Below are 26,811 nucleotides of genomic sequence, written 5' to 3' on the forward strand. Positions count from 1 at the left end.
AACCCACGAGCCCGTTACCAAGTCCGCAGTTTCGGATGGAGATAGACTTTGCATCTAATCTAGTAGCAGAAGCTACCCTGTGGGAATGCGACTTCTTGTCGCACCATAATTCTCGATATAGGAAGTTCTATTTTAGTAAACTCATAGCAACTACAATACATCCAACTATAAATAATTCTTTTTTAAATATGTATTTTTATCTTTACTTAGGATATGCTATAGTCTTTTCCTTAAAAATGTTTCCATAATATCTCTCTTAAATCTTTCATAATTGAACTGAAAAGCGATATTATGTGTTTTATAACCTGGATTTGTCACAAAACGAAAGTCTGCGATACTTTGACCAAATCCTTCTCCTTGATCGGGAATTACTTTGATGGGCACTTTTGACAGACGAACTGCATCTGGATTCAACAAATACCATATTGTTACAAAATCATGCATAGGGCTTCCTCCTATGCCAGGATTCGATTTAGAGTAGAAATTATAGTAGTAGTCTAACATAGGTTTGATGATGAGTCCTGCAAGGTCTTGTGTATTCCGGTGAAATGCATCAATTTGTTGAACCATTTCAGGTGTAACAATCGCGTGTTGGGTGACGTTTAATGGAATAATTGTCAAATTCTTCGCATGCTGCAGAATTAAGTTTGCTGCATAAGGGTCTGCGTAAAAGTTAGCTTCAGCCACAGCAGTCACGTTTCCGGGGTAAAAAAAGGCTCCACCCATGCAAATGTATTCTTTCACATTCCGCATTGCTTCTAAATTCAAAATAAATGACGTAGCCAATGATGAAAGTCTTCCCAAATTGATAATTGTAAGATCGTCTAAATTTGAGTTTATAATTTTGTAAATATCATTTATGGGATAAATTGGATAAGGGATTTCAGGTGGAATGATAGGTCCTAGTCCTACTTTTCCATGTACTTCAGGAAAATATTGAACCAATATACCTGTTAAAGGTACAGAAGCACCGAGAAATACGGGTATCTCTTTTCTTCCCGAAATATACTTCAAATAGTTAATATTTTTTATAGCATTCTCTCTCGATACATTTCCATAATCCGCTACAATCCCCACAAGTTGGATATCCTTACGAAAAAAGGTGTACAGAATAGCAAACACATCATCAATTCCCAAATCTGTAAACAAGAGAACTTTTTTGGGCATATGTTTTCCTCCAAAAGCCATAAAATTTTATTTTTACTAAGGATGTAATGAATAGGCTTGTACTATATTTGATATATATTTGATATATATTTTATATATTCTTCAATAGTACATTTTGTTCATCTATAACTTTAGATATCTTATATGTGTTTGCATCTAAAAAAGTATTTTTGTTTTGTATATTGTATACAAGTACAGTTAACATAACGCATCATTATTGGTAGAGAGGAAAAAAGCGGGCCCTTACTCTCACAGGGAGTCCGCTTTTTTTTGTTCTATGGATCTATTCAATTTTTTATACATTCCTATCTTGGTGCGGTTTTAGGGTTCTCGTTTGTTACTGAATTACTCGAAAAATTGTATAAAATTATGCATACTCTTAGCGTGTTTTTTCCGAAATACTAGCGGTCCCCCTAGTAAGGCTGCATTCTAGATTTTGATTTAACCTATAGCAAACTTATGATTTTAAAATTATTCTTGCATTTGAGTAGAAATACCATTATATTTGTATTAACAACTATATAAATAAACCATAATTTACGTGAAGGACACACCTTACGTACCATCCCAACGGTACAGGTGTGTCCTTTTTTACGTTCTAGGAGGAAAATATAATGGCAGAAGATAAGACAAACACTCAAACTGTAGAAGAACTTGGAATGGCTTTTGAAGCAGAGAACCTACAAGGTGACACAGTGCTAGAAACAAACTTTAATCAATTTGAGCGAGTACGTGATCATGAACTAGAGGAATTAGCCCGTATGAAACGTGAGCGTACTGTAGGAAAAGGCTTGATTACAGTCGTATCTGAAAAGCTATTCCCAACTAAAAACGGAAAGTCTGAGCGTATACAAGTACTTACAATGCAAATTGGTACTCATACAACAGCATATTGCCCCATTACAGAGGCAGGTATAAATGTTCCTAAAAATCCTCAATGGCTAGTTGGTAGAACCAAGCCTTTAATCATTGAACACTTCCAAAAAACGGAGGAAGGCAACTTTGCTGTTGTATCTATCACTGCAGGAGAATTGGCACTTCAAAAAAGATTATATGAAGAAGTGACAGCGCAAGAGGGCAACAAGGTATACACAGGAACCGTTTCAGGACATATCCCATCTGCACAAACAGTCTTAGTTGAAGTACACGGTGTAACAATAGGTGTACGGTACTCACACTGGTCCTATACATTCGTCCGTCCGGAGGATATTGTCATTGGTGATGTTGTAGAACTTATCATCGATAAAGTAGGGGAAAAGAATGGCCGTTATGAATTTAGAGGAAATAAAAAGAAACTAGAAACAGATCCAATTGAAAAATTGTTAGAACTAAAGAAACGCCGTGACCGATTTGTAGGTAAAATTGTAGGGGTAGACGCTATTGCGGGTATTTTCGTAGAGGTTGCACCAGGAATTCAGTTTAAAGGACTCAAGAGCCGTAATCTTGCCAATCCAACTGTAGAAGATGCGAAAAATCAAACGATTGTTACATGTGAGCTGCTTAATATCGACGCCAAAAATAGAAAAGGTACAGTGCGTATCCTAAATTATCCGCAGGGACAAAGTAAAAAAACTAATTCGTCAATTTTCCAATTTTAATGGATGACTATGCGTACAATAGAGAAACAATTGCCTACTTATGTCCCTTCTATTCCTCATTTATCAAGTGAGGATGTACAGGGACTTAAAATATATCGAATACATGAACTGGATAAAACCTATGTATTCCATTCTTTTGACGAATTGGTTAAGTTTAAGCAGCGTTTAACAGAAGAACAGTATACCGTACTTGCTTTCATTGGTGTTCATACATCTGTTCGATTTAATCATTTATTATATTTATTTAAGGATAAATATTCACGTAAGAAAATAAATGATGCACTTCAAGGATTACTTTACTACCGTCTAATTGAAAAATGGCAAGTGGAGAGTTTTGATATGGAGATCTTTGAAGAAACATATACGTTATCCGACAATGGTTACAAATTTTTAAAATACTGGCAGGGAAATATGTTCTTCTTTGCTCCAGAACGAATTGATAATCACGGTAAATATGTTCACCTACGTTATTGGCACGATATAGATTTAATCTGCCATCTACGTTATGCTCCATCGTTTTTAGGGCATATCATGCATCCATCTATTAGTAAAGGGGTTTTTACCCCTCCTTTAAGTTTTGCAGTGCAAGGCGGAGTAAATCATAAATTTAATTTCGTTGTATACTCCTCCCTATTAACAGATAAAAAGGATCGTTTAAAACGAATTATTGCTCGATGGAAAGATTTCGTAGAGTCAGGAAAAGATGTTATTATGCAAGATTTAGGAAACAATCCTACAGTCTTAGTTATATATGTTTCTACTGAAAACCAAGCAAAGAAAATTAATAATGAACTATTACTCGACCTGCTTCCTGGTAAAGTATTGTTATGTATAGGAGAAACCTTGCACATACAAGGATTGCAACATGCATTTTATGAGCCCCTTGCAGAAGGGGAGATTAAACAATTAAATACAAAGTTATTCATAACAAACTAAGCCACCCCTGCACTCTTAAGGGGTGGCTAGTTTTCTTATATAAGCTTTAGAATTTCGTAATGTAGGCTAAACCTTTTTAAGTAGTTTTTCCATAAATTCATTATGTAACTGTATACCCTCGTCATATAGACTATTAAACTTATCTAGTGTATCTTCTTCTTCCATAGTAGGATCAAAATAAAGTATATCTGTAGCTTCCCATAATTTTGCCCCAGCTTTTCTAAATATTTTTTCTTCTTCTTCTAATTCTTTAGGCGGAATTGCAGTTAACACTTTATCAAGATGCTCCTGGGCTTGTCTCATAAGAGCTTGTACAGATTTTTTATCTTTCGCAAATGGTTTATCATCTTTAAAGCAAGCAAGAAATGCTTTTAATTCCTTAGAGACAATCGATATATATTCTTCTTTAGTAATACGTCTATAATCTCTATTTTTTTCATGAAGTTGGTTTCGTGCATTTTCACCTAATTTTTCCTCGAAGGAATTTGAGTAGTTAGACATTTCATCTAAATCTTTTTCGCTAGTGTTATCAAACATATTGGTTGATTTACTAGTTAATTCTGGCATTTTATTAATTTCATTAATTAACATTTTAGAGTATTTTTTATAGTCTTCATGTGCTTCTTTAAATTCAGAAGGAGCATTTATTTTTTGAATTTTATTAATGAGGGAAATAGCTTTTTCAGCATGTTCTTTTCTCTCATTAAATGATAGAGATTTGTCACTCGCCTTCTCCATCTCTTCACCAGATTCATGTCCTACCTTTGCTATTGCTTCAATATATTCTTCTTTAGATACTGAACACGCTGCTAATACTACAAAACACATAATAGCAGTAATAATTTTGTATAATTTCATAAATCCTCCTATATTTACATAAAATATTATTTTAATTCATTATTTTAACATATACAAATATAAAAAAACAAACTTCATAATTACCATTTCAAATCGGTTGCAAACAATCTTCTCATTAAAAACAACTTAAGAAAATTAATTATCCTGTATCTGCCCCTATACAAATTACGGATTTTACGAAATAATATTCTTTGACACCTTTATGCAGAAAAACAATATATACAAATATAATCATTCGTGTAAAGGAATATATTTGAAAGGGGTAACACATTGCTACGTATACAACGAGGGTACATGTATGATCCAGATGATAATGAGGTCATTGTAAACGAAATTTTCTACAACGCTGCATCCGAACAAAAGTTAGGAAGCAAAATGGGTGTGTTTGCTGCAGAAAAACTCCCTACTTCCATTTTTAAAAAAGTTCAAGAAAACGAAAGTATGTCTTATATGGAAAGTATGGAAGTAGAAGAACAAACCATTCCAGAAATACTTTGTTATTTAGACCAAAATCAAAAACCAGAAAAACTCTATTTTGAAATGCAGTACATGAAGTAACAACAAGAACTGAAATAAGAGGGGATTTATAAACGTTGAAACAGGGGCATTATTATATAGTACATAAAACAACTATATATAAATTCCCTTCTTATTTTTGTTCCCTTAAAACAATTGAATATGATATAAAAATAGATTAATATATAACTATATTTATTGTTTAATTGATTCCGTTTATTCCCACACCTTTTTTGTGTTGTGGTTGAGTTGTAGAAGCAAGTTGCGTCTTGTTTCATTTGTGAAAGGGCTTCTTTGAGCCGATTAGTGTATATATAGCTTATTTTGCTATGCACATTTTTAATCGACTTAAAGAAGCCCTTTTTGTGTTGTCTTTAAGTTAGGAAATACTTGTATTAGACCATTTAGGCTAAACGAATAATAAGAGTGACTAAAGCACAATTTTAAGGTGCTTTTTTCTATTTGGGGAGGGGAACTATTAATGAAATTTTATAAGGTTAGTTACGGGGAAAATCAAGCTATAGCACTTATTGCAGCCAATAGTCCATATGAAGCAGTAGGATTTTATTTAATGGAAGCGCAAAGTGATTATGGTGAAGTAGAGTACGTTAATATAAAACGATTAGATTTGCATGAGCGAGTAAAGGTAGATTATGGACATATAGCAATCTATGACACCGTAGAAGAAATCTATCATCGTCAAAAGATTGTAAATTTCCCATGTGTTATAGCAAATTTACTACCATAAATTTAATAAAGTAGGTATATATTATGAATGTTGAAAAAGAATTAAGAGAGATTTTATATTGTAAACAACTTATGAGGGATATGTTCTCTTTGTCAATTGAGAGAATCGAATATTTAGGTAAAGGGACAGTCTATATGTATTTTGCAGTAGTTTCAGAGCATGAACCGAATGTTTTCTATCGTATAGATAAAGATCTTGATACATTCAGGTTTGAAAAAGGCTCCTGGGCCTATGCTATTACACTGTAAAAAAGCTAATTTAGAGAATGTCGAATAATAAAAGCGGTAAGAAATTTCAACCAAATCCAAGGGTTTATCATATCCTACTTTTGTTAAGAATTTCTGAACTCTCCGTTTTTAAGAACATTTCATAAAAGAGACATAGTACAGTAGATATAGAATGGAATGCAACTATAGAAAATATGGGATTTATATATAGGTAAGGAACTTGTTGCAATGCTAAAAGCACAAGGAATTAGAAAATGTAAACCTGAGAGGAGCACTACAATATGATTACAGTTAACCGAGGATATATGTATGATCCAGATGATAATAAGGTCCTAATTACCGAAATTTATTATGAAGCTGCTACAGATACTAAATTAGGAAGTAAAATGGATAGCTTATCTTACTCAGCCATTCCTAATGAGATTAAAGAAAAAATAGAAGCAGCCGCTTCATTATCCTATGTGGAAAGCATTGAGATGTCTCAGCAATTAGCTGTCGTATATCAAAATGAAATTAACATGTATGGAAAACCAGAAAAATTATACTTTGAGTTAACTAGTATATAAGAGGGAAAAAAGACATTGGACGTATTTGTTCAGTGTCTTTTTTATTAATTTATAGAGGAGAATATAAAATGAATAGTGTAACTGAAATAGAAACAAGTCTTTGGACAATTTGTGTAGGGGATATTTTTAGCAATGGTCGTATGCCATACCATCTAAAAGTTGTAAAAATTGAAGTAGAAGATATGATGAAACCAGACGATGCGAAGGTATATAGTATACCTGTTCACCCTAAAAATCATAGAAGACGTATGAAAATAATGGATGTTTCAGAACATGTTTCTTATCGAGCTTGGTATTATAATGAGTTTTGGAGCAAATAATATACTATGGATGAAAGAGTGATACGGTTGTTTCACTCTTTTTTACTTGCATTAAAAATAAAGATAGTTTAATATACAGATATATTTATTATTTAATTGATTCCGTTTATTCCCACACCTTTTTTGTGTTGTGGTTGAGTTGTAGAAGCAAGTTGCGTCTTGTTTCATTTATGAAAGGGCTTCTTTGAGCCGATTAGTGTATTTATAGCTTATTTTGCTATGCACATTTTTAATCGACTTGAAGAAGCCCTTTTTGTGTTGTCTTCAAGTTTGGAGTTATTGTATAGCCAGCACTTTAGGCAATTATTTTATTAATTAGGGGGAAACATCATGAATTTAGCCATGGAAAAATCACAAGGGAAATTACAAAATGATGCTCATTTACATGACATTATTAAAGAAATTAAAGAACTAGCTAATCCTTTATGGATCAGTTCTTTATCAATGTTGCAAGCGCACAATCAAAACTTCAATACGAAAGCTACGACATTTAAGGATATTACCATTTCTGATTTAAGAGATTTGAAAGTAAGTTTAAGTCTCATTTATGCAGCAAGGAATATCAGTTGTAAAAGTATAGAGGATTTGAATAAGCGTCTATCCATTCAGTCAGGAAAAGATATTACTTCCTATGAGGATTGGCTGCTTCATGAAAACAGAGGAATTATATGTGAAATGATTGATGAACTTCGAAAGAAAGAGTGGTAACACCCAGATTCGAAATAACAAGTAATACAGGAGGATTATTATGACGAATATAATGGAAAGTTTACAAGCTGAATTTCCGTTCGAACAATTAGGTTGGAAAATTACACATACATTTGAAAGCCAAGGTCGTTTTTTTGCGTATGTAGCTCCATTTGTTGACGCACGCGCCATTCAGGACCGATTTGATGAAGTCTTTGGTATTGATAAATGGCAAGTGTCTTATGAAAAATGGGGTGAGAAGGCAACGAAATGTACCATATCAGTGTTTTTGAATGAACGTTGGATATCAAAAGAGGATGGAAGTGAAGAATCTGACTACAGTTCTGTAAAAGGTGGCTTTTCGAATAGTTTAAAAAGAGCTGCTGTACTTTGGGGCGTGGGAAGATACCTTGTGTGAACTGTTCTCGCACAAAAAGTTGTGGAAACACACTATATAAAAGCGAGGGAACTATAAAATGTTCTAACTGCATGTTTGACTATCAAGACTCGGAAGTAAGTCTTGCAAGAACATCGTAAACTCTTGAAAAGGTCTAATACTACGGATAGCAATAATAGAGAACCCTATCATTGTTATGAGCCCGTTGAAGGCGGTGAAAATCGAACCTAAATTCCTCAGGGAACATGGTAAGAAAAGTAATCGGGACGCCATAAAATAGCTATGGATAGAATGAATCATAGATTCTGGCGAATCACTGAATGTACGTGTCGATACTATCCGTTCCTTAGAAATATGGAGGAGGTAAAACCATACCTTTTCAGTTGTGGAAATGATAATAAGGTATATCAAATCTGCGGATAGGGACTATACCCTATTCATCTAATGAATCAAATTACGATTAGTTCATTAGTAACTGACGGCATAAAGGTGAGTCCTAAGGCTATATGTAAGGCTAAAACATGTGGAACAGTTGAAGTTGGTGAGAACGTCATACGATGGTTAATTATCGGTTCGTGGATATAAGGTATTACACATACAATACTGAAGTTCCTTAACACCAATGGCAGTAGGGTCATAGTACCAAAGAAGGTTATGTAATATAACTAGAGGGAAGGGCCCAAGTCTAATAATCATGCAAAGGCAAAATTATTCTAGGAATGTGTAACAGTAACCGACTAAACCTTAGAGCAAAATCTCAGCAAAAGAGGTGATGCAATTTGGTGCGAAAACTAGAAAATACTCTTGAATCAGAAACAGAATTAAAGAGAACATTAGACAAGCTGTACTCAAAAACAAAAGAGCATATGGAAAAAAAGACGAGAATCAAACACACATCTCTCCTTGAAATTGCGATGTCAAAACCTAATATTGTCACTGCGATACACTCGCTAAAAAGCAATAAAGGCTCCATGACTCCAGGGGTAGACGGAAAAACAATCCAAGACTACCTCAGACTATCCGAAGAAAAACTTATCGAGTTAATTCGTGGTAGACTCACAAATTTCAAGGCGCACCTAATAAAACGTGTGTTTATTCCAAAGGCTAATGGCGGACAACGACCTCTCGGTATTCCAACCATAGAAGACCGGATAATTCAACAAATGATGAAGCAAGTCTTAGAGCCTGTACTCGAAGCACAATTCTTCAAATACAGCTTTGGGTTTCGACCAGAAAGAACTACCTATCATGCGTTGGAAAGAGTAAAAGTCCTTGTTCATAACACTGGGTATCACTGGATCGTAGAAGGTGATATTCGTCAATTCTTCGACAAAGTAAACCATAGGATTCTTATAAAAAAACTATGGAGCATGGGAATCAAAGATAGACGAATATTGTGCCTAATAACGGAATTCCTCAAAGCTGGAATCTTCAAAAATATCATTAGAAATGACAATGGTACACCCCAAGGTGGCATATTAAGCCCCCTCTTAGCAAATGTATACTTACATTCCTTCGACAAATGGGTTGCCAAGCAATTTGAAGAATTTACAACCAGACATGAGTATTCGAAACACGATCATAAATTACGAGGTTTAAAATCTTCTAACCTTAAGCCAGGCTATCTAATCAGATATGCTGATGACTGGGTTCTAGTCACTAATAACAAATCCCATGCTTATAGATGGAAGACTGTTATCAAGAATTTTCTTCAGAAAGAACTTAAACTTGAACTATCCGAAGAGAAAACAAGAATAACCAACATCAGGCATAAGCCAATAGAATTTCTTGGCTTCAAATACAAGGTAGTCTTAAAAGGTGTAAAAGGAAAAAAGAAGAAGGATAAAAAGACAAGATATATCAGCCAAATAACTCCTTCTGATAAGAAGATTAAAAGAAAAGTAAAAGAACTCAGAGCCACACTCACTTCTCTCGGCAAAAGATTAAGCCACGATAAACTGAGTAATGCACAGCTAATCTTAGCCTATAACTCAAAGGTTAGAGGATTAATAAATTATTATTCATATGCCACCGAATCTCCCATAATGGATAGAGAAGGTTATAAGTTAAGAAAAAAGACTTTTAATCTTCTATCTAGGCGTGGTGGGGTCTTACATCCTATCAACAAGTGTATTAACCTTGCGGACAAATACCCTAAACGGACACAAAAGACTTTAGCTATTAAAACCGAAGTTGGCTACATTGGCATTATGCATTTAAACCTAACCAAGATGAACGAAAACCTATATAAACAAAAGGTTCAAAATGAAACTCCATACTCTCCTTCGGGACGTAAATTAATCGAGCGAAGAAAGGGAACAAAGGAGTTCAGTGTCAGACTAGATGAAATTACAAGCCTCTCTCTCCTTGAGAAAGTCAGGAAAAAACTTGTGAATTCACCCCGATACAATTTTGAGTACTTTATGAATAGAGGATATGCGTTCAACAGAGATAGAGGAAAATGTAGAATTACAGGAGTCCCACTTGGGAAGCACAACCTGCATGTTCATCACATTAATCCTAATCTCCCGTTAGAAGAAGTCAATAAGCTGCCAAATCTAGCCTGTGTAGATAAGGAAATTCACAAGGCAATACACAATGAAGTTGATATGAGCAGCATCTTGAATAATAAGGAAATTAATAAACTGAAACGATTCAGGAACAAAATTCATGCTATTTGATTATTAGATGGAGCGCCGTATGAGGTGAAAGTCTCACGTACGGTGTGGACCGGGGGAAAAGCCACTCTTAACAGGTAATGCTGAAGAATTGGCTTACCTATCGGTATTATAATGTAAAACCTATAAAAGTAGAACTTTCTACACGTAGCAATGGTCCAAATAGTATCTATGTTTCTTATCAAAAGAAAGGGTACCATTTCACACCACCTACTATGTTACAACAAAAACATAAACAAGGAAGTTCAAAGAAGGAACCATCGAATGGCCAAGTAAGTCTAGGAGTATTAATTCAAAACATACAAGAGCTTGCAAAACCATTAAGTATTACATCCAAGGAGATTCTACTTGCCTATAATCACAATTATAACGCACAAGCAAGAACCTTTGAGGATACGACGATTGGTGGTTTAGAAGGAATGCTAACTAGTTTACAGTTGATTCACGAAGCGAAGAATATTCGTCCTGGAAATGAGAAACAGCTTAACCGGTGGTTATCAGCTCTTATTCCTGGTGATGTTACGTCCTTTAGAGAATGGTTACTTCATGATCATACAGAAGCCATTCATCAACTTATAGAACAGTTAAAAAAACAACAAAGCGCGTAAACCTTTGTTTTATAGCAGGAAAACGAATGAACAGGATATGAGGTCTGTTCTTTTTTTATTACTTTTTGGAGGGATTTATTATGCAATTTACTATTAACCGTACATTATTTATCGAAAAATTAGAGAAAGCTAGTGCTACTGTAGACGTTAAAAACCCAATGCCTGCATTACAAGGTGTTTTATTGGATTGTAATTCAAAGGGAATGATTCTAATGGGGTCAGACGGTACAGAAACAGTAACATTAGTAACTCGCTTTAACGTAAACAGTGGGGATTGTACTGAACCGGGGAAGGTGCTTTTTGCAGCTGCTCCGGTACTTAAAACAATTAAGAAATTCAAAAGTGAATTCATCGGTCTTGAACATAAAAACAATGAGCTAAAAATCGTAGAAAGTAAGAAGAAACAATTTAGCTTTTGTACCATGGATCACGAAGAATATCCTGAAATTAAAATTGAAGCAGGGGAAGACTGGATTTCACTTTCACAAGAACAATTTGTATCAATGGCCAACGGAACATTACATGCTATTCCTGCAATGGATACACGTAAAATCCTAACAGGTGTGAACTTAAAATCAGTTGATGATAAGTTCTTTAGTATAGCAACTGATGCTCACCGTTTAGCCCGTTTACATTTTGATTGTACAAAGATCACTATCGCAAAAGATGGTGGAGTCGTGTTACCGATTAAGTCTCTTAAAACAGCTCTTAAGCTCTTTAATCGTGAAACAAATTTACAATTAAAGCTAATTAGTGATACACAGCTGTTGATCCGTGGCGAAAGTATTATTTATCAGTCTAGATTATTAGCTGGTACATATCCTGATACGGCACGTATGGTACCCGGCGAATTTAAAAGTGAAATACAACTATCACGTGAAGAATTTAAAAACACGTTGGAGCAGCTTTCAGCATTTTCTTCCTTAATCGTACTTACGTCAGAAGGAAAAGAAAGCATCCATCTTAAACCACAAAATTCTCAAGTAGGTACTGCAAGTGTAGAAATTCCATGTAATCAAGTAGAAGCATTTACATTGGCTTGTAATGTGGAATATCTGCTGCAAGCACTACAAACGATAACTTCTGAAACAATCGCGATAAAAATGATTAGTAATCAGAGACCTATCGTTGTAGTGGGAGCAGAGGATACAACTCACTCTAATCTGCAGTTAATTCTACCGGTTCGCGTGTAAGGGGGCATCCAAATGAGTATGAATCACAGTGACTTCTTTGACTTTTTACAGTCAAAAGAAGTCCTTCCTAATAATCAAGAACTTCGTCAATCCTTTGAATCGATTATAAATGGATTTATTGCAAACGAAATGCCTGATTTAGAAAACATACCATTAGAACATATAGATGAATTTGAAAAGCAATTTGAACAGCTACGTCATTATGTCACGTTTTATAGTGGTAATTCATTTCGTATAAATGGTCCAGATTGTGAATTAAAAGAAATGCTACATTTACATCTTTTCACTGAACAACTAGAAGATGTAGAAAAGCAAGGGCTAGAAGATGAGATATTTATTTAATCAAGGAAATGAGATGAAAGTATACATTCGGATACTACGCATACAAAAATTAATTCGTAAATATAACATCCCATTCTTAATCAATATCAATGATTTTCACAGGGACAAGTTGCATATCACAAGTGAACTATTATTCGAGTCGCTTGCGCGTTTTAACGAGCAAACAAGTATATTTTGTCACTTTGCCTTTGGAACTGAAGAAGACCTGTTAGATGGGACGTTATTTAGCTCAGAAGACATGTATTCGAATTTCGCTTCGGATATTAGTTCTATGGCTGCGGAAGGATGTTACTTCGATACAGCTGGTTACTATTTATGTATAGGATCGGAACATATAACACAATCTGATTTTCAATTCGTGTTACATGAATTTTCGTTTAACACCTATCAAAGTGAAGCGTATCCCAGTCATATTTTGATTGAATTTCTAGAGGATGGTTATGAACAGTACTCATTTGATGAATGGGTACTTTCTTATTATGAAATTATAATCCGTCTTGCGGCAATGATTCGAGAAAAGACGAAGGGGAACCAGGTATGAAATTATTATTTACATACAATCAGCAGAAAGTAAGAAGGTATCTACTTTCGTTAAAAATACAAAAGAATGCTCACTTACTACATGAATTACTTGCAGATAAGAAACATGAAGAAGAAATCTACATATTAGATTGTTTAGAGCACTCAAGAGAAATAGACTTCAGCAAGATTTCGGAACGAGCCATTCAACAAGTAATGGCTGCCGTTTCTTATTTAGAAGAGGACTCCAATTTCCCTATTAATTTAGATTCGAAAACTTTACTTGAAATAATCATGATTGCGGAAAAATCTTTAGATACTGATCTTTCCTGCTTCTATACATCGCAATTGTATCTTATGGAGATATTTATGCGTATGTATAGATTAGGAATTCCCGTAAAAGATTATTACCCCAATTATTTAGAACAAGATAATTTCGAAGAATACGATTGTGAGGATTCATTTAAAAGCTGGGGGGATGACTTAATTCAAGATATGAAATTACATCATGAAGAGGTAGATAGCGACGATAAAGATACTCTAATCATATATTCGAATCTATTTCATATACCCATGGATGAATTAAACCGCATTATCGAGAATGCATGGAGTCCAATTGGTGAAATGTTCTCTAATATCAAGATAGAGGATCAAAGTTTCTTTCATTCAATCCAGAATCAGTTTGATATACGTATGCTTTACCAAGCTGAAGAGGAAAAACTTTACCTTTTCTATGATGATGATACATATTTTCCAGCAATTAAACGAATTGAGATGTTACTTCGTATCTTTGAAGAGATACAGTTAACAAAAAATATAGCAAGTTAGTACAGAGGGCCTAAAAATGAAGAAATTATTTAGCTATGCATCTAATGTAGCGATGTCAAACTACTTACTATCACTTAAGTTAAACAAAACTTATAGCATTGTATGTTGGGAACAAATTAAACAAAGATATCAAGAGGAAATATATATATTAGAAAGCCTTTCTAAAGATATAGAGATAGATTTCAACAAAATCTCTCATGGGGCAATTGGTAAAATCCTAACTTGTGTGGATTTTCTAGATGAAAACCAATCACTAAGGTGGGAGGACATAGAAACAACAGATACGATTGTAATCTTCTTACTTTCCATGAACCTATTAAACATAAATCTATCTAAATTTTATTCATGTCAATTTCATTTCTTACATTACTTTAAAAGGCTGCATGCGCTTTCGATTGATGTAACACAGTATTCTCCATCGTATTTAGAGCGAGAGAATATCTATGAATTAGACCATGAAGAAGGATTTAAAGAATTGGGTACGGACATGATCGAAGATATGGGCTTAGAAGCTTTTCCAATTGATGAAGAAGAGCATGAAAAGCTCTCCACATTATTCGACATACCATTAAAGGAAATACAGGAAGCTGCAGAGGACACATGGGGTGCTATAGCTGAAACGATAGATGGCATATCACCAAAGCATAAAGAAAAAATTTCAATATTACTAGATTGTTATCCAGTAAGGTATTCTTACCAAATTAATGAGGAATCTCTTTATCTCTATTATGGCGAGGAACCATTATACGGGCCATATAAATTTGAAATGTTACTAGATTTATTGGAAGCAATCTATACGCAGGGGGAAACAACAAATGAAGACAGTAGCAATATTTGATGCTTTAGAGCCAAAAGGAATTGTAACCATACAGCAATTTAACAACGAATTATCACGTGGAGAAACTGCCGTTACTTTTAAGGACTTTTATTTAGCTTTAAAAGAAGTTATGGAGCAGGGTACACAAGATAATACTCATTACTCTAGTGGCGTACTCCCAAAAGGTTGTATAAAACACGAGGTGTTATCTAAGAGTGGAGATAAACAAGCTGTTTGGATTGAAGTACCAAAGGCTCAGTGGGATATTCATTTTTTTGAACGACCGTTTCAACAAGTAGGCTTTCCACGTCTATTATTTCGTTATACGGTGTACCAAAAACGAGTTACGAATATCTCTGTCTTTGCTGTAAAAGAAGATATGGAGTTAGAAGAAGGAATGAAATTATATCAATTTCCATATTCTAATGTTCATCCTAGTGGATCTGTATGTACGGGTAGAGTTGTGATACCTGAATTCCGGACTTTAAAAGATTTAGAAACATTTCATGTTTTATTCTTTGCAAGTTCATTCAACCATGACCTTACACATACTCACACGGAACCAGTAGGAGAGTTATTTAAACGATTTGAAAACCAAAGTTTTGATGATTCTATTCTAATAGAATCAGAAATTACTTTTTAATAAATAGCGGGATTATATACAAGAAAACATACTAGGAGGATTTTTAATATGACTAACTTATTCGATTTTTTTGATATGGAAAAACAAGTAGAGGAAACAACAGTACCAGTGAAAAAAGCTGCTTCAGAGCAAGCCACTGCTAAAAAGGAAGAAAAAAAGGAAAAAACAAAAGATAAGACAAAGAGTAGTAAGAAAGTTAAGGCTACAAAATCTACAGATTGTCTAGATAAAATCAATACAACAACGGTTGTTCGTCACGTAGTATTTGGAGATATACCGTTAGTAGATTGGTTTACAGAAGAAGAAATTACACATGGAATCGCTGTTCAAAATGGAGATTCAACAGATGTAAGAAAAATAGAAGCAGAGGACATCCGCGTAAAATTAGAGCATCGTTATCCCTCATTTGTTAAAGGCTTAACTGTCATTAAATTTGATGAGGATACAAATGCACTACTTCCGATTTTAACTGTCGGCGCAAAAGGAGCAAGTACTGTAGAGGGACAATCTATTTCAGATTGTCCTTTTTCTTTTGGTGCTTGGCGTAAGCATTTTTTACCTGGGGATTTTATTCCGAGGATCTTATTAATGGACTTTATCATTATTGCACAGGCCATTTCTCGTAAACGTGATTGCGAATTACATGCTGATATCTATTTCAATACAGAGCGTGGTTATTTTATGGACTTTCCACGCCAGCAGGTAGCAACTGAAATTGTAATCCCTGAAACGAATATAGAGATGCAGTCTATCGCTATGAAAATTATGGAGATACATAGTCATCATCGTTTCTCTGCTGAACCAAGTGATTTAGATGATCAAAGTGAACGGGCTCCTATTCTTTATGCAATTGTTGGCAGAATAGAGGATGTTTTCCCTGAACTACTTGTACGCACTTGTGTAAATGGGGAATTTCATTCTATTAACCCTAACTTTATATTTGCAGGAGAATATGCAACGAAAGGGATAAGCCAAAATTACGATTTAAGTAGGATCACACTTTTAAAATAGATACACAAGGGGGCGTAAAAGAGACATATTTTATGTCTCTTTCTTTATTATGACAACATTAAAAACAATTCACGGCTCAATGTTTACAAAGATAAAGCACTACATGTTAGTTCTTACAAAGAATAAACATGCAATAGAGGAATCGCATGATGACTATAAGCTATTTCAATTTATGTGCAAGTTAGAGATGAATCACATATATAAAGCATTAGAAGGACAGAGGAAGGAGTCATTTATGCTGCACCGATACTATTGATGCATTCATTTGACTTGTATACCGTGCATAGGATTACAAATTTATCGATTCCATTTCTACGAAATTTAGAGAATACACAATCAAAAGAAAATAGGGGGCTATAAAAATGAGTATTGTTATTGATATTGCAGAAGGAAAGAAGATTGTACCACATATTGTATTAGTAGGTGCTGGAGGAAACGGAGGATTAATTTTACAACATATTGCTCAAATGATGAGTATTTTTCAATTGGATGGCGAAATTGTAGTTGCAGATCCAGACACGGTTGAAGAAAAAAACCTTGGAAATCAACTCTTTATTCGACCTGATGTTGGTAAATACAAAGCACAAGTACTGGCTCGTCGATATAAAGCTGGCTATAACGTTCCTATCTCTTCCTTTACGTCACAGTACATAGAAGACATAGAAACAATGCAGCAGTTGTTTGGTAATAAATATGATTTATTAAAAAAACAACATAAAGACGACTACTTGTATCTGCCAATTGTAATTGGGGCAGTAGATAATATGTTTTCTCGTGAGGTCTTTCATCAATTCTTCCATCAATCGGATAATCTTCTTTACATCGATGTAGGGAATACAGCTGTAACCGTTCCTGATAATTGGAGAGAAGTAAATAAAAGACATTGGACACCTCAACAAATAGCTGATTATAAAAACAGTGGTTATAACGGACAAGCAGTATGTGGAGTTAAATTGAATGGCGAGGTCATTCTTTCACCGCTTGGCGATTTATTTCCGGATGCTTTTACGAAAAAAGAAACGGCTCCAAGTCAATTAAGTTGTTCCGAATTAGCTGCTTCAGAACCACAGCGCGTTATTACCAATAAGTTCGCTGCCATGACTGTTGCCCAATTCGTTAACGAACTCTTTGATGAAGGTACCGTATCGAATCACTATATCATTTTCCAAGCTCAAAAGGCTTTTATGAAAGCTGCACCAATTGAGAAGTAATGATATAGGAGGGGACAAGATGAGAGTGTATCAATTAGATTCCACTCAATTACAACACAGTTTAACACCAACAAACATGTGTAATGGTGTTCTACAATACTACCAATATAAACAGTATACCGTTGTATCTGTACTTGATTTATCAAAGCAAGATTCCGAAATGATACCATTGCTTCTGGCTTGTTTAGCAGGGGCTTTGATTCATTTCAATCCGGATTCTTTTTTAGCGAAGGATGAATCTAGCATTTTATATTGGTGTAGAAAGAACTTTAAAGGATTTCATAGTATCTCTGACGATGGATTTTTACAAGATTTCAAGCAGATATACGAATGTTATCAAGCATTGCAGAACGTTGGGAAACAAGAGAAAAATATAAAAATAAATATGTAATAGCAAGGAGAAGAGGAACACATGTATAATATACTTAAACGTCAATATAATTACTTTATCCGAGGAGTGATTCGGATTAACGAAGAAGTACAAAGGGAATTGGACCTATTGGTGCAAAAGATTCGTGAAACTGTATCTTCTGTCCAAAAAATCATCCTTTTTGGCTCTCATGCATATGGCACACCAAATGAAGACAGTGATTTTGATCTCTGTATTGTTGTGGAAGGTGTCGGAGAAAGAAAAAGAGAAGTCATTAATCGTATCAATTGGGGTATTTATGATGTTATGGAAACACCAGTTGATATTTTAGTGTATGGGCCAGAAGAGTTTCAAGAACGTGCTAACCGTACCGTAACTATGGAACATAAGATTGCACTAGAAGGGAAGGTCCTATATGAGAAATACTGAGGATCTAAAAGAATGGGTATTCATTGCAAAATCTGATTTAGATTCTGCTGGTTACTTAACTCACATGAAACCTTTCCCTACTGCAATTATTTGTTATCATAGTCAACAATGTGTGGAAAAACTTCTAAAAGGATTTCTTGCACTAAATGGTAGAATAGTCCCAAAAACTCATAACCTTTTAATGCTGCACAAATCTTGTTGTAGATTAGATGAGGAGTTCTCATTGATTTTAGAACAATGTGTGCAGCTGAATGGTTATGCTACAGACATTCGTTATCCGTATTTTGAAGCACTTACTGTTCAAGATGGATTAATCGCTATACAACATGCTCAAAAAGTAATGAGTTTTTATATGGAAAAGTTAAACAAGTTGAATATACATGAAATCACAGTTGATTAAAAATAGAGGATATACATAAAAGAGAGTGCCTATTAGATAGGGACTCTCTTTTTCTATCTAATAAAAAAGGAGGAATGCTCCATGGCAGTATGAAATGATACTTTGCTATGGGGATAACAATATAACTCTGAATATTTATTAAGAAATTAAAGAGGAATCACCAAGTAATAAAGTGGCAATGCAATGTTTCAAACATGGAATATAAATTTAACTAGAATCAAAAACATGAGTTTAGTACTGTACTAAACCCATGTTCTAGAAGTTATTTACTTTTTATACTTATTCTATTTAATATTCTCGTAATCAGATACCCAAATGACACTGTCCTTAATTAAATATTCATTAGAAGTTTCATCTTCGTAGGAGGTAACCTTTCGGACCTCTAGTAAATTATTTAATAATAATTCTTTTTCTGTTGCAGATAGAGTATTTATTTCATCTTCTAGCCAAATAGAAACTAAATGATATGCCTGCCAGTTGAGAGCAATGTTATTTAAAAATAACGGCTTTTCCAATTGAGTTTGATATTCGACGAATTTATTTTTATACTCTACTATTTGTTCATCTAAAGCTATAATTAGCTGAGAATCTAATAAATCATTTCCATTTATCTGTAATCTTAAATAAAAGTGATCAAACTTAGATTCGGCGGTCGACTTCCAACTTTGAAAAACTTCAACTAATGCACAAATCACTTTCTTTTTATACCAAATTGGTAAATCCTGTGTATCTAGATAATTAAAAGTTTTTACATAATCAAAATGGTTAACCTCTAAAAATTTATTATCAAATTGACTATTCTCTACTTTCCATTCATTCAGCTTTCTTACTCTTCTTTTCCAACCTCTAATTTTTTTCAAGAAATAATACACCTCTGTTCAAACTATTATATTTTTATAGATCTACCTTTAACAGGACCTTTTATCATGTCACCAGTAAGTGGATCCATACTTCCTAGATGCTTACCTTTACTATCATAAACCTCAATGTCGTTATGAGTATGATCCCATTCATAGTATTTCTTTTTTGAACCTTTACCACTAGTTTTTGTTTTTCCTTTATGTGATGATAGACCTTTCCACACTGGACTATTTGATTTTGTTAGTTGCTTAGAAACTTGTCTTAAAGCAGTTTTTCCCCATTTTTTTATAGCAGCTTGGATACCTGCTCTGGCTACTAAAGCTAATACCACTGGAACGGCTGGTATTACAGAAGCTTGAAGTTTTGTTGTATCATACTCATATATTTTACCAGTTTTTTGATCTCTAAAGTTGGCGATGAATACTTCTTCATTTGATTCAATGACTTCAACATCAAAATTTACTTTTATTTCTTCTCCATTTTCATCAATAAAGTTTCCATTAACCTGAATATCACCTGTTTCTTTATCTAAAGAAACATCCGTTGATGCGGTAAAATCTTCAGCATTTACTGCACTTTCTACTATAATTTCTGCACTATTATCTGTAACAACCTCAACGTTCAACCCTTCTGAAACGCTACTATCAACTTGTTGTTCTACATTTTGATCAATTAGGTCTGTTTCTTGTGTTGCAGCATTAGCTTCATGAACAATAATCCCTAAATTAGGAATTAAAGTAATAAATAAAGTCAATATCATTATTTTTATTAATAATTTTTGCATCTTTAGTCACTCCTAGTCATTTTTGTATTAAACCATAGCCAAATTCATTATCATAACCCGTACTTCCTAGATCTATTGAACGCTCAATTAAAATTTTTTTAATTTGGTCCAAGTTAAGCGTATTATCGCCCTCAGCTAATAATGCAGCTATAACACCAGTTGCAAATGCAGTTGCAAACGATGTTCCACTATATGTGGAATACCCTCCATCTTGATTAGTTGACAATATATCAACTCCAGGAGCTGCAAAATCTATTTTTCCTTTGGCAGATGAGCTAGCACGTTTAAATTCTTTATTTACTGATGATATAGATATAACATTTTCATACTTAGCGGGATAGTCTACACCCAATCCATAAGTATTACCGGCAGCAGCTACTACAATAATTCCAGAATCTACTGCTTCATCTATTGCTTTTTTTAATTCAGGACTTTCAGATTGTAACCCAAAGCTAATGTTTAATATATTAACTCGTTGTTCTATACACCAACGTATACCTTTAATAAGATGGTCAACATCGCCTTTACCTTGCTTATCAAGGACTTTGACGTCATAGAGTTGAATGTTTGGCATTACACCTAAAATTCCCAAATTATTATTTTCAGCAGCTATGATTCCAGCAATAGCAGTTCCATGGCCAGTTTCATCAATAATAGGATTATTTAAATTAATAGTATTGAATTCTTTTACAACTTTACCTTTTAAATCTTCATGTTCTTTATATATACCATTATCCAAAATAGCAACCTTGATTTTATTTTGAATACCAGTAAATCTATCTTCTATTACAGCCTTTCTTCCCCAAGTTACAGATTGTTCTTCTTTTTTGTAGGGAATGTTAGATTTTGTTTTTGATAACGTAGACTCACTATAAAAAACAAAATAAAAAAGTGAACTACACAAAACTAGTACTGTTAGTATAATAATTAAAATCTTTTTAACCTTATTCACCTCTTTTCTACATGTTTTCAAGGTATGTATTGTAATTAATACTATTTAATCCAAATATAAAGATATCATTCGCGAAAACGCTTTATAAGTCTGCAAATTATTTCTTTTTTATGTTAATATTTACATATGGTAATTGCGATAATTAACGTGGTTTACTATACATGATATTAATGGTGAAGAAGATTTATTTGTCATAATGTCAATGAACGAAAAGCCCGAAATCTTTTTGTTATAAATAGATGTCACTGTAAAAAATGCATTAAAAAACATCTTGAACCAAATTAATTGAACTCGGCAGTTTTTTAGTACCAAGATATATTCATTTTTAACGAATTCCAACTAGAATTCTCCTTCCTCTAAGCGCAACGTAGGTGGGGATAAATTACAAAATCAGCAAAAACTTGATAAAAAGATATGACATTTCCTGAAGAGGTTCCTTCACTAAGGTAATTCTTAATATAATGAGGTTGGATTTAATACGTATGAAAATTTTCTTTAGGTACAACTACATGAATCCGAGGGAGTTTGGGGTGTTCTAAAATCATTTCTACAAATTGAGATGTTATCTGTCTTTGAATTAGAGTAATACTTAAAAGTAAAAGCGAAGAGGAGATTATAATGGAATTTAAGGAACTTATGAAGTACATAGAAGAAAATAAAGAAGAGTACTTCGAGGAATTAATGAAGACCAATGAAAATCTAATTAAAGAAATAGATCTAAAAATAGAGGAGGAAAAGTAAACTGACAAAAAAACAGCAAAGTAAATCAAATGAGTGATTTAGCAATACGGCTTAAAGACTTAGGAGTTAGCAGATGGAGAGTTCTAAAACTAAACTTTAAGTGCTCATTATTACGAAGGAATTGGTTATATAATACATAGTGATGAGAATCATAAATCTTTACTATTACGATTAATTGGTGCAAGATCTGTTACTGTATCTAAAGTTACAATTTACAAAATGCACAATTAATATACCTGTATACGAAATAATTAAACTCCCTCTATTATGATTTAAAGCAGAGGGAGTTTATTGTTTAATAATAAATTCAATTGAGCCAATTAAGATATGAATTAAGGTGAAATATCACCAATAAATCCCTCAGCACGATTAATTGATATAAATATTTTATATCAAATTTCCTTATATGACTTATAAATTCAAATATTGAAAATATCTTTTTAACGATATTTTAGTCTTAAAACCAATTCTAGCAATTAATTCACTTTCAGAAAGTCCTTGCTTAATAAGGCGAAGAATAAATGTGTTCCTCAGCTGCTGTGCAGAAATACGCCTATCTAATTCTGCTCGTTTCACTTCAAGTCGAATCATCTTTTGTATAGCAACCTCAGACAAAGCCTTTGGTGCATCATTTTCGTAAACCCATCGATAAGTACCTCGATTAAAATCAAATGCCACAAATAGGGGATTATCTGTGTGCTGTCGAGGTCTTACAGGTTCAGGGATAGTCGAATAATATTTGTAAAGCTGTTTTGTATCTTCGACTGTTAAGAAGATGGATCTAGTAACTCCGTTTTCTCCTGGAACAATTATAGTGTTCCTAGCAAACTGTATATGGCTCATATTAAGCGATACAAGCTCTTGCAAAGACAAACCATAGTTTATTATTAAATTAATTATACAAGCATTTCTATTCATGATTAGAGGGCGATATTTAGCTTGTCTCTCTGTTAATCCCTTAGTTGATAGAACAGTTTGTTTTAAAAGTGCTTCTTCCAATACAGTAATAAAATCATTGTCATTTAGTGATTGATCCGGAATTAAAGAGAGATGAATATAATCTAATGGACTAACTATACCTAAAAACATGTGTAACTTCTTTAAAACCACCCATATCCTGTGCCTTGTTTTAAGAGAATATTCTCGTTTGTTTTCTAACACGGAGAAATAAGCTTGATAATCATCTACGGATATTTCATTCCATGATTTGATATGTAAAAGCAACTCATTTTCATTCAACCATCTATAAAAATCTTTAATATCGTATGCATAGCGTTGGATTGTAGAATGTTTTCGGCCTTTTTCACTTAAATATGTAGAGAAAGCTTCTAAAGTTTTCTCTAAGTTAATTGTTTCATTCAATATAATCACCTAATTTCATTGGATATATTATAACAGAAAATAAGTGAAAGACCTGCTACCGCCCTTTGCTACGCACGGTTGCTGGCATATCCCAAAAGCAAACGGACAAACAACCCTTTGTTTTTGGGATATGTTGTTTATTAATTATAAATCCAAATAAATAGGGCTATCATAATACTCCAAAAGGGCACTACAAAAACTAATCCCCAAAGAATACCTTTAAAAAATCCAATCTCATTATAAGTATTCTTTTCTATGTAATTCATATCTTTTAGTACAGCCATGTTTAATCCTCCCAATATAAATTGTTTAGTAAAATGAAAAAAGGACAAACCTAGTCCTGGTAGGGATACGTAGGTTTGTCCTTTTGTATGAGGGTAATGATCTGTTTAATTACCATTATTATAACGTAATTTACAAATATTTTCAATTAAGTCGGACATCTTATTAACAAACATACTAGCTGTATTAAAAATCTATTATAAATATATATCTTATATATTAAAAAGAAATAAAGATAAAACTTTTATAGGTTATTTAAAATAGAGGTTAGACTTACTGCTGCAAGGGGAAAGTTGATATAAAAACATAAAAAATCATAAATTATAGAAAAAGTATCCGTAGATTCAAGGATTATTAGACTTTTAATTCTACAAAAAAGCAGAAAGAAAATACTATATTTCTACATGAAATCGGAAAGAATTTGATACCAATCGCATTATATATATTCAATCTTGTAAATAGAAGTTGTTTTACTTATTTTGGTAATCAAGTTGGTATTAATCTTCTAATTATCCACATTTCATTCAGGTTAGGCAGCTATTTGTTAACATTACTCAGTATTTACACATAACTCACATTATTATTGATGATTTTTATTAGATAAAATGAGCGACAGTAGTATTATCAGGGGTATTGAGGAAATATTATCCACATTGGATCATATTTATCCTCATATCCACTATTATTATTATTTTCCTTTTGATTTTTTGTAGGTATTATGAGATAGGTTTTAATACATTAGAAGAACACACTCTAGTATTATGTGGAGAGTTATGTATTGATAGAACCAAATTTGTATAGAAGTGCATAAAAAAAGACTCCATTTTACATGAAGTTCTTTCGATTTGGTATTTATAAATAGAGTAGTAGGAAGGTATTACTAATTAAAGAAACACGAATAGCCCTCCACTTTTGTTTTTTTCAAAAATAGAGAGCTAGTTGTTATTATTTTATTTCCATTGCAGTTAGTACCTGATCTGGAGCTGTTATTGTTACACCAGCACGTACTAAACGTTCGAAGGTACGCATAAACTCTAGTAAATTAAACTGCTTTGGTAGCTCAATCACACGAAGTTTTTCTTGTGGTAGCTTATCAATGGCTTCGATAAACCATTCACGTACATCACTTGGGATCGTGCGTTCTTTATGACCACGAACTTTTAATTTTTCTCGCATTTCAATTTCTAAAGCGATATATGCATGAAGATTCACACCTTGATCATATGCATATTTTCTAAATAACGTTTCTTCCGGGTATTTTAAATAATTACGGTGATAAGATTCTTCCGTCACAGGTACCGCAAACTTCTGCTTCAGTAGTGCATGCACATTCTTAAACATCTTCTTAATGTTGTGTAGAGAGTACATAGAATAATATAAACCGAAATTAAAGACAGCTTGCTCACGGTCACTATTTCTCTCTTTTGGTATATGTTGCGCAATAAGAGGGTAGATACCTTCTTTCGCTGCAGCATCAAGGATTTGATATTGAGATGTTTGATGTAATAGTTTTTTCAATGTATATACAATTTTCGTTGGATATCCTTCTTTTCGATCAATTATGTCACGAAGTCCGCGAATTACACTGCGGATTTGGCGATGACAAGTATGCTTTAATACATGAATGAATTTATTCATGTCTGCAGACAGTTCACCGATATTCATCTCTTGTAGAACTGCTTCTATAAATTTCGCTTTACGAGCATAGGTAGCTTTTGGTGTAAATGGATCCCTGTGTTGCTCTTCTCCAGATTCTTTTTTACATAAAAAATCCGAATGAATAGATAAATATAAGGTTGTATATCGTTTTGTATGCTTTACACCTTTTTGCATTTTGCAAATTTTGAATAGGGGATTCCCCGTACATGGTAATGCAGTTGTTAATTCTTCGATAACCGCACGGATCTGATGCGGATATTTTTTATGTAAGAAACGATACATCCCACCGAAGTGAGTTTTGTTGCCTCTTTCGTCCTGCTTGTCCAAAGAACGCTTTAATGTTGTTTCTGTATGTTGTTGCATGGCGATATCTAAGAATAGTTTCTTAGCCGCTACAGATAGCTTAAAGAAAGCCTTTGTAAATACAACAGGACTAATATATACGTATGGATTTGCTTTTCCTGTTTCCTCATTCATAAAATGAGTCAGCTTGATAGTATATCGGCCATCTACTCCGTTTTCAATGGAGATAATGTTATGTAAGTTTAATTTCTTTAATGCAATATAGAATTGAGAGTGTTGGATATAAGCAAATTCTTCTTTGTATTGCTTGTAATCTTCCCACATCATATGTATTGTTACATTTGGAATAACACCATTAGTAAAGCATTTCTTATGTAGATATAAGAAAACTTCGAGATCAGCATTCGTAATGCCGTATAATTTATGTTTTCTTCCTGTTTTTCCTGCAAGTGCAGACATTGCGCGACGTGAAAAAGATGGTTTGGCTTTTTCGACAAAGCCTTCTACGTCAGCAATACGTTCTTCGTATGTCATGTGCTGCAGAATATCTTCTAAATATGTATCTTTATAGCTGTAGTACTTCTCCTCAAATGTTTCCACAAATTTTTGCCAAGCTTTTAATGTTACTAACACAGCATTGGTTGTTTCCCCATTTAAGCTACGTTGATTACGTATCACAAATGATTTTCCCATCTTTTTCACCTCCGTTCTACAAATTCAGAAAGATATGCCAAATTACTATAAAATATTCCAATTTTGATTATAGCAAAACGAATTTTGTAAAAATGTGCTCCTTTA

At 33.5% G+C, this 26,811-nt stretch carries 30 protein-coding genes and 2 pseudogenes; 24 read left to right on the forward strand and 8 right to left on the reverse strand.

Going from position 1 to position 26,811, the window contains the following annotated elements; translation table 11 throughout:
* Positions 1-216: 216 nt before the first annotated feature.
* The gene (locus tag ACTFRN_RS20055) at positions 217-1,167 is read right to left on the reverse strand and encodes a nucleoside hydrolase (protein WP_001125083.1); all 951 of its coding nucleotides are present in this window, start codon (positions 1,165-1,167) and stop codon (positions 217-219) included.
* Positions 1,168-1,781: 614 nt separating this feature from the next.
* On the opposite strand from ACTFRN_RS20055, the gene ACTFRN_RS20060 reads away from it, so the two are divergent.
* Both ACTFRN_RS20060 and ACTFRN_RS20065 read left to right on the forward strand, forming a co-directional pair.
* Positions 1,782-2,765 (forward strand): hypothetical protein, encoded by a 984-nt coding sequence (locus tag ACTFRN_RS20060; protein ID WP_000796697.1) that lies wholly within the window; start codon positions 1,782-1,784, stop codon positions 2,763-2,765.
* A 9-nt stretch (positions 2,766-2,774) separates the two neighbouring features.
* Entirely contained in the window at positions 2,775-3,701 is a 927-nt protein-coding gene (locus ACTFRN_RS20065; RefSeq protein ID WP_046647685.1) for a hypothetical protein, read from the forward strand.
* A gap of 66 nt (positions 3,702-3,767) precedes the next feature.
* Here the strand turns inward: ACTFRN_RS20065 and ACTFRN_RS20070 are convergent, their stop codons facing one another.
* On the reverse strand, positions 3,768-4,559 hold the full coding sequence (locus ACTFRN_RS20070) for a hypothetical protein (RefSeq protein WP_046647683.1): 792 nt from the start codon (positions 4,557-4,559) through the stop codon (positions 3,768-3,770).
* A gap of 294 nt (positions 4,560-4,853) precedes the next feature.
* On the opposite strand from ACTFRN_RS20070, the gene ACTFRN_RS20075 reads away from it, so the two are divergent.
* The 21 genes and pseudogenes from ACTFRN_RS20075 (at position 4,854) to ACTFRN_RS20175 (ending at position 19,069) form a co-directional block, all read left to right on the forward strand.
* The gene (locus ACTFRN_RS20075) at positions 4,854-5,117 is read left to right on the forward strand and encodes a hypothetical protein (RefSeq protein ID WP_001996246.1); all 264 of its coding nucleotides are present in this window, start codon (positions 4,854-4,856) and stop codon (positions 5,115-5,117) included.
* A gap of 439 nt (positions 5,118-5,556) precedes the next feature.
* Positions 5,557-5,823, forward strand: a complete 267-nt coding sequence (locus tag ACTFRN_RS20080; protein ID WP_001996153.1) for a hypothetical protein — start codon at positions 5,557-5,559, stop codon at positions 5,821-5,823.
* Between the two features lie 23 nt (positions 5,824-5,846).
* Entirely contained in the window at positions 5,847-6,071 is a 225-nt protein-coding gene (locus ACTFRN_RS20085; protein ID WP_046647679.1) for a hypothetical protein, read from the forward strand.
* Positions 6,072-6,331: 260 nt separating this feature from the next.
* The gene (locus ACTFRN_RS20090; protein WP_046647677.1) at positions 6,332-6,616 is read left to right on the forward strand and encodes a hypothetical protein; all 285 of its coding nucleotides are present in this window, start codon (positions 6,332-6,334) and stop codon (positions 6,614-6,616) included.
* Positions 6,617-6,684: 68 nt separating this feature from the next.
* Positions 6,685-6,936, forward strand: a complete 252-nt coding sequence (locus ACTFRN_RS20095) for a hypothetical protein (protein ID WP_046647675.1) — start codon at positions 6,685-6,687, stop codon at positions 6,934-6,936.
* Positions 6,937-7,266: 330 nt separating this feature from the next.
* Entirely contained in the window at positions 7,267-7,644 is a 378-nt protein-coding gene (locus ACTFRN_RS20100; protein ID WP_046647673.1) for a hypothetical protein, read from the forward strand.
* A gap of 40 nt (positions 7,645-7,684) precedes the next feature.
* Positions 7,685-8,035 (forward strand): annotated as a pseudogene (locus ACTFRN_RS20105) (Rad52/Rad22 family DNA repair protein); the annotation flags it as partial.
* A gap of 767 nt (positions 8,036-8,802) precedes the next feature.
* Positions 8,803-10,701, forward strand: a complete 1,899-nt coding sequence (ltrA, locus tag ACTFRN_RS20110; RefSeq protein ID WP_002019929.1) for a group II intron reverse transcriptase/maturase — start codon at positions 8,803-8,805, stop codon at positions 10,699-10,701.
* Between the two features lie 77 nt (positions 10,702-10,778).
* The gene (locus ACTFRN_RS20115; protein WP_046647670.1) at positions 10,779-11,306 is read left to right on the forward strand and encodes a hypothetical protein; all 528 of its coding nucleotides are present in this window, start codon (positions 10,779-10,781) and stop codon (positions 11,304-11,306) included.
* An 80-nt stretch (positions 11,307-11,386) separates the two neighbouring features.
* A complete protein-coding gene (gene dnaN, locus ACTFRN_RS20120; RefSeq protein WP_046647669.1) occupies positions 11,387-12,499 on the forward strand; it encodes a DNA polymerase III subunit beta in 1,113 nt (370 codons plus the stop codon).
* Positions 12,500-12,511: 12 nt separating this feature from the next.
* Positions 12,512-12,841 (forward strand): hypothetical protein, encoded by a 330-nt coding sequence (locus ACTFRN_RS20125; RefSeq protein WP_000062338.1) that lies wholly within the window; start codon positions 12,512-12,514, stop codon positions 12,839-12,841.
* Entirely contained in the window at positions 12,825-13,382 is a 558-nt protein-coding gene (locus ACTFRN_RS20130; RefSeq protein WP_001269724.1) for a hypothetical protein, read from the forward strand. The genes ACTFRN_RS20125 and ACTFRN_RS20130 overlap by 17 nt, the downstream gene beginning before the upstream one ends.
* The gene (locus ACTFRN_RS20135) at positions 13,379-14,188 is read left to right on the forward strand and encodes a hypothetical protein (RefSeq protein ID WP_046647668.1); all 810 of its coding nucleotides are present in this window, start codon (positions 13,379-13,381) and stop codon (positions 14,186-14,188) included. The genes ACTFRN_RS20130 and ACTFRN_RS20135 overlap by 4 nt, the downstream gene beginning before the upstream one ends.
* Positions 14,189-14,204: 16 nt before the next feature.
* Positions 14,205-15,026: a hypothetical protein gene (locus tag ACTFRN_RS20140; RefSeq protein ID WP_046647667.1), complete on the forward strand. Its 822-nt coding sequence runs from the start codon at positions 14,205-14,207 to the stop codon at positions 15,024-15,026.
* Positions 15,004-15,648: a hypothetical protein gene (locus ACTFRN_RS20145; RefSeq protein WP_046647665.1), complete on the forward strand. Its 645-nt coding sequence runs from the start codon at positions 15,004-15,006 to the stop codon at positions 15,646-15,648. The genes ACTFRN_RS20140 and ACTFRN_RS20145 overlap by 23 nt, the downstream gene beginning before the upstream one ends.
* A 48-nt stretch (positions 15,649-15,696) precedes the next feature.
* Positions 15,697-16,659, forward strand: coding sequence for a hypothetical protein (locus ACTFRN_RS20150; protein ID WP_046647663.1), 963 nt, complete (start codon positions 15,697-15,699; stop codon positions 16,657-16,659).
* Positions 16,660-16,708: 49 nt separating this feature from the next.
* A pseudogene (locus ACTFRN_RS20155) lies at positions 16,709-17,019 on the forward strand (hypothetical protein).
* A gap of 2 nt (positions 17,020-17,021) precedes the next feature.
* Positions 17,022-17,870, forward strand: coding sequence for a ThiF family adenylyltransferase (locus ACTFRN_RS20160; protein WP_046647661.1), 849 nt, complete (start codon positions 17,022-17,024; stop codon positions 17,868-17,870).
* A 19-nt stretch (positions 17,871-17,889) separates the two neighbouring features.
* On the forward strand, positions 17,890-18,261 hold the full coding sequence (locus ACTFRN_RS20165; RefSeq protein ID WP_046647660.1) for a hypothetical protein: 372 nt from the start codon (positions 17,890-17,892) through the stop codon (positions 18,259-18,261).
* Between the two features lie 21 nt (positions 18,262-18,282).
* Complete coding sequence (locus tag ACTFRN_RS20170; RefSeq protein WP_046647657.1) at positions 18,283-18,669, forward strand: nucleotidyltransferase domain-containing protein; 387 nt, start codon at positions 18,283-18,285, stop codon at positions 18,667-18,669.
* Positions 18,656-19,069, forward strand: a complete 414-nt coding sequence (locus ACTFRN_RS20175) for a HEPN domain-containing protein (protein WP_046647655.1) — start codon at positions 18,656-18,658, stop codon at positions 19,067-19,069. Before ACTFRN_RS20170 ends, ACTFRN_RS20175 begins: the two co-directional genes overlap by 14 nt.
* A 284-nt stretch (positions 19,070-19,353) precedes the next feature.
* On the opposite strand, the gene ACTFRN_RS20180 is transcribed toward ACTFRN_RS20175, so the two are convergent.
* Genes ACTFRN_RS20180 through ACTFRN_RS20190 form a run of 3 tightly spaced genes read right to left on the reverse strand, consistent with a single transcriptional unit; the run spans position 19,354 to position 21,666 of the window.
* Positions 19,354-19,929: a hypothetical protein gene (locus ACTFRN_RS20180; RefSeq protein ID WP_046647653.1), complete on the reverse strand. Its 576-nt coding sequence runs from the start codon at positions 19,927-19,929 to the stop codon at positions 19,354-19,356.
* A 26-nt stretch (positions 19,930-19,955) separates the two neighbouring features.
* Positions 19,956-20,714 (reverse strand): SAR2788 family putative toxin, encoded by a 759-nt coding sequence (locus ACTFRN_RS20185; protein ID WP_046647651.1) that lies wholly within the window; start codon positions 20,712-20,714, stop codon positions 19,956-19,958.
* 16 nt (positions 20,715-20,730) lie between these two features.
* Positions 20,731-21,666 carry a S8 family peptidase gene (locus tag ACTFRN_RS20190; RefSeq protein ID WP_046647649.1) on the reverse strand — a complete coding sequence of 312 codons (936 nt, stop codon included), beginning with the start codon at positions 21,664-21,666 and terminating at the stop codon, positions 20,731-20,733.
* 618 nt (positions 21,667-22,284) lie between these two features.
* On the opposite strand from ACTFRN_RS20190, the gene ACTFRN_RS20195 reads away from it, so the two are divergent.
* Positions 22,285-22,407 (forward strand): hypothetical protein, encoded by a 123-nt coding sequence (locus ACTFRN_RS20195; protein WP_256490000.1) that lies wholly within the window; start codon positions 22,285-22,287, stop codon positions 22,405-22,407.
* Positions 22,408-22,818: 411 nt separating this feature from the next.
* Here the strand turns inward: ACTFRN_RS20195 and ACTFRN_RS20200 are convergent, their stop codons facing one another.
* The 3 genes from ACTFRN_RS20200 to ACTFRN_RS20210 form a co-directional block, all read right to left on the reverse strand.
* Complete coding sequence (locus tag ACTFRN_RS20200) at positions 22,819-23,778, reverse strand: tyrosine-type recombinase/integrase (protein WP_046647647.1); 960 nt, start codon at positions 23,776-23,778, stop codon at positions 22,819-22,821.
* Positions 23,779-23,909: 131 nt separating this feature from the next.
* Positions 23,910-24,053 carry a hypothetical protein gene (locus ACTFRN_RS20205; RefSeq protein WP_162837644.1) on the reverse strand — a complete coding sequence of 48 codons (144 nt, stop codon included), beginning with the start codon at positions 24,051-24,053 and terminating at the stop codon, positions 23,910-23,912.
* Positions 24,054-24,996: 943 nt separating this feature from the next.
* Positions 24,997-26,706 (reverse strand): hypothetical protein, encoded by a 1,710-nt coding sequence (locus ACTFRN_RS20210; protein WP_046647645.1) that lies wholly within the window; start codon positions 26,704-26,706, stop codon positions 24,997-24,999.
* Positions 26,707-26,811: the final 105 nt, after the last annotated feature.

It is taken from the genome of Bacillus cereus group sp. MYBK245-2 (genome assembly GCF_051916145.1).
GTDB lineage: Bacteria > Bacillota > Bacilli > Bacillales > Bacillaceae_G > Bacillus_A > Bacillus_A pacificus.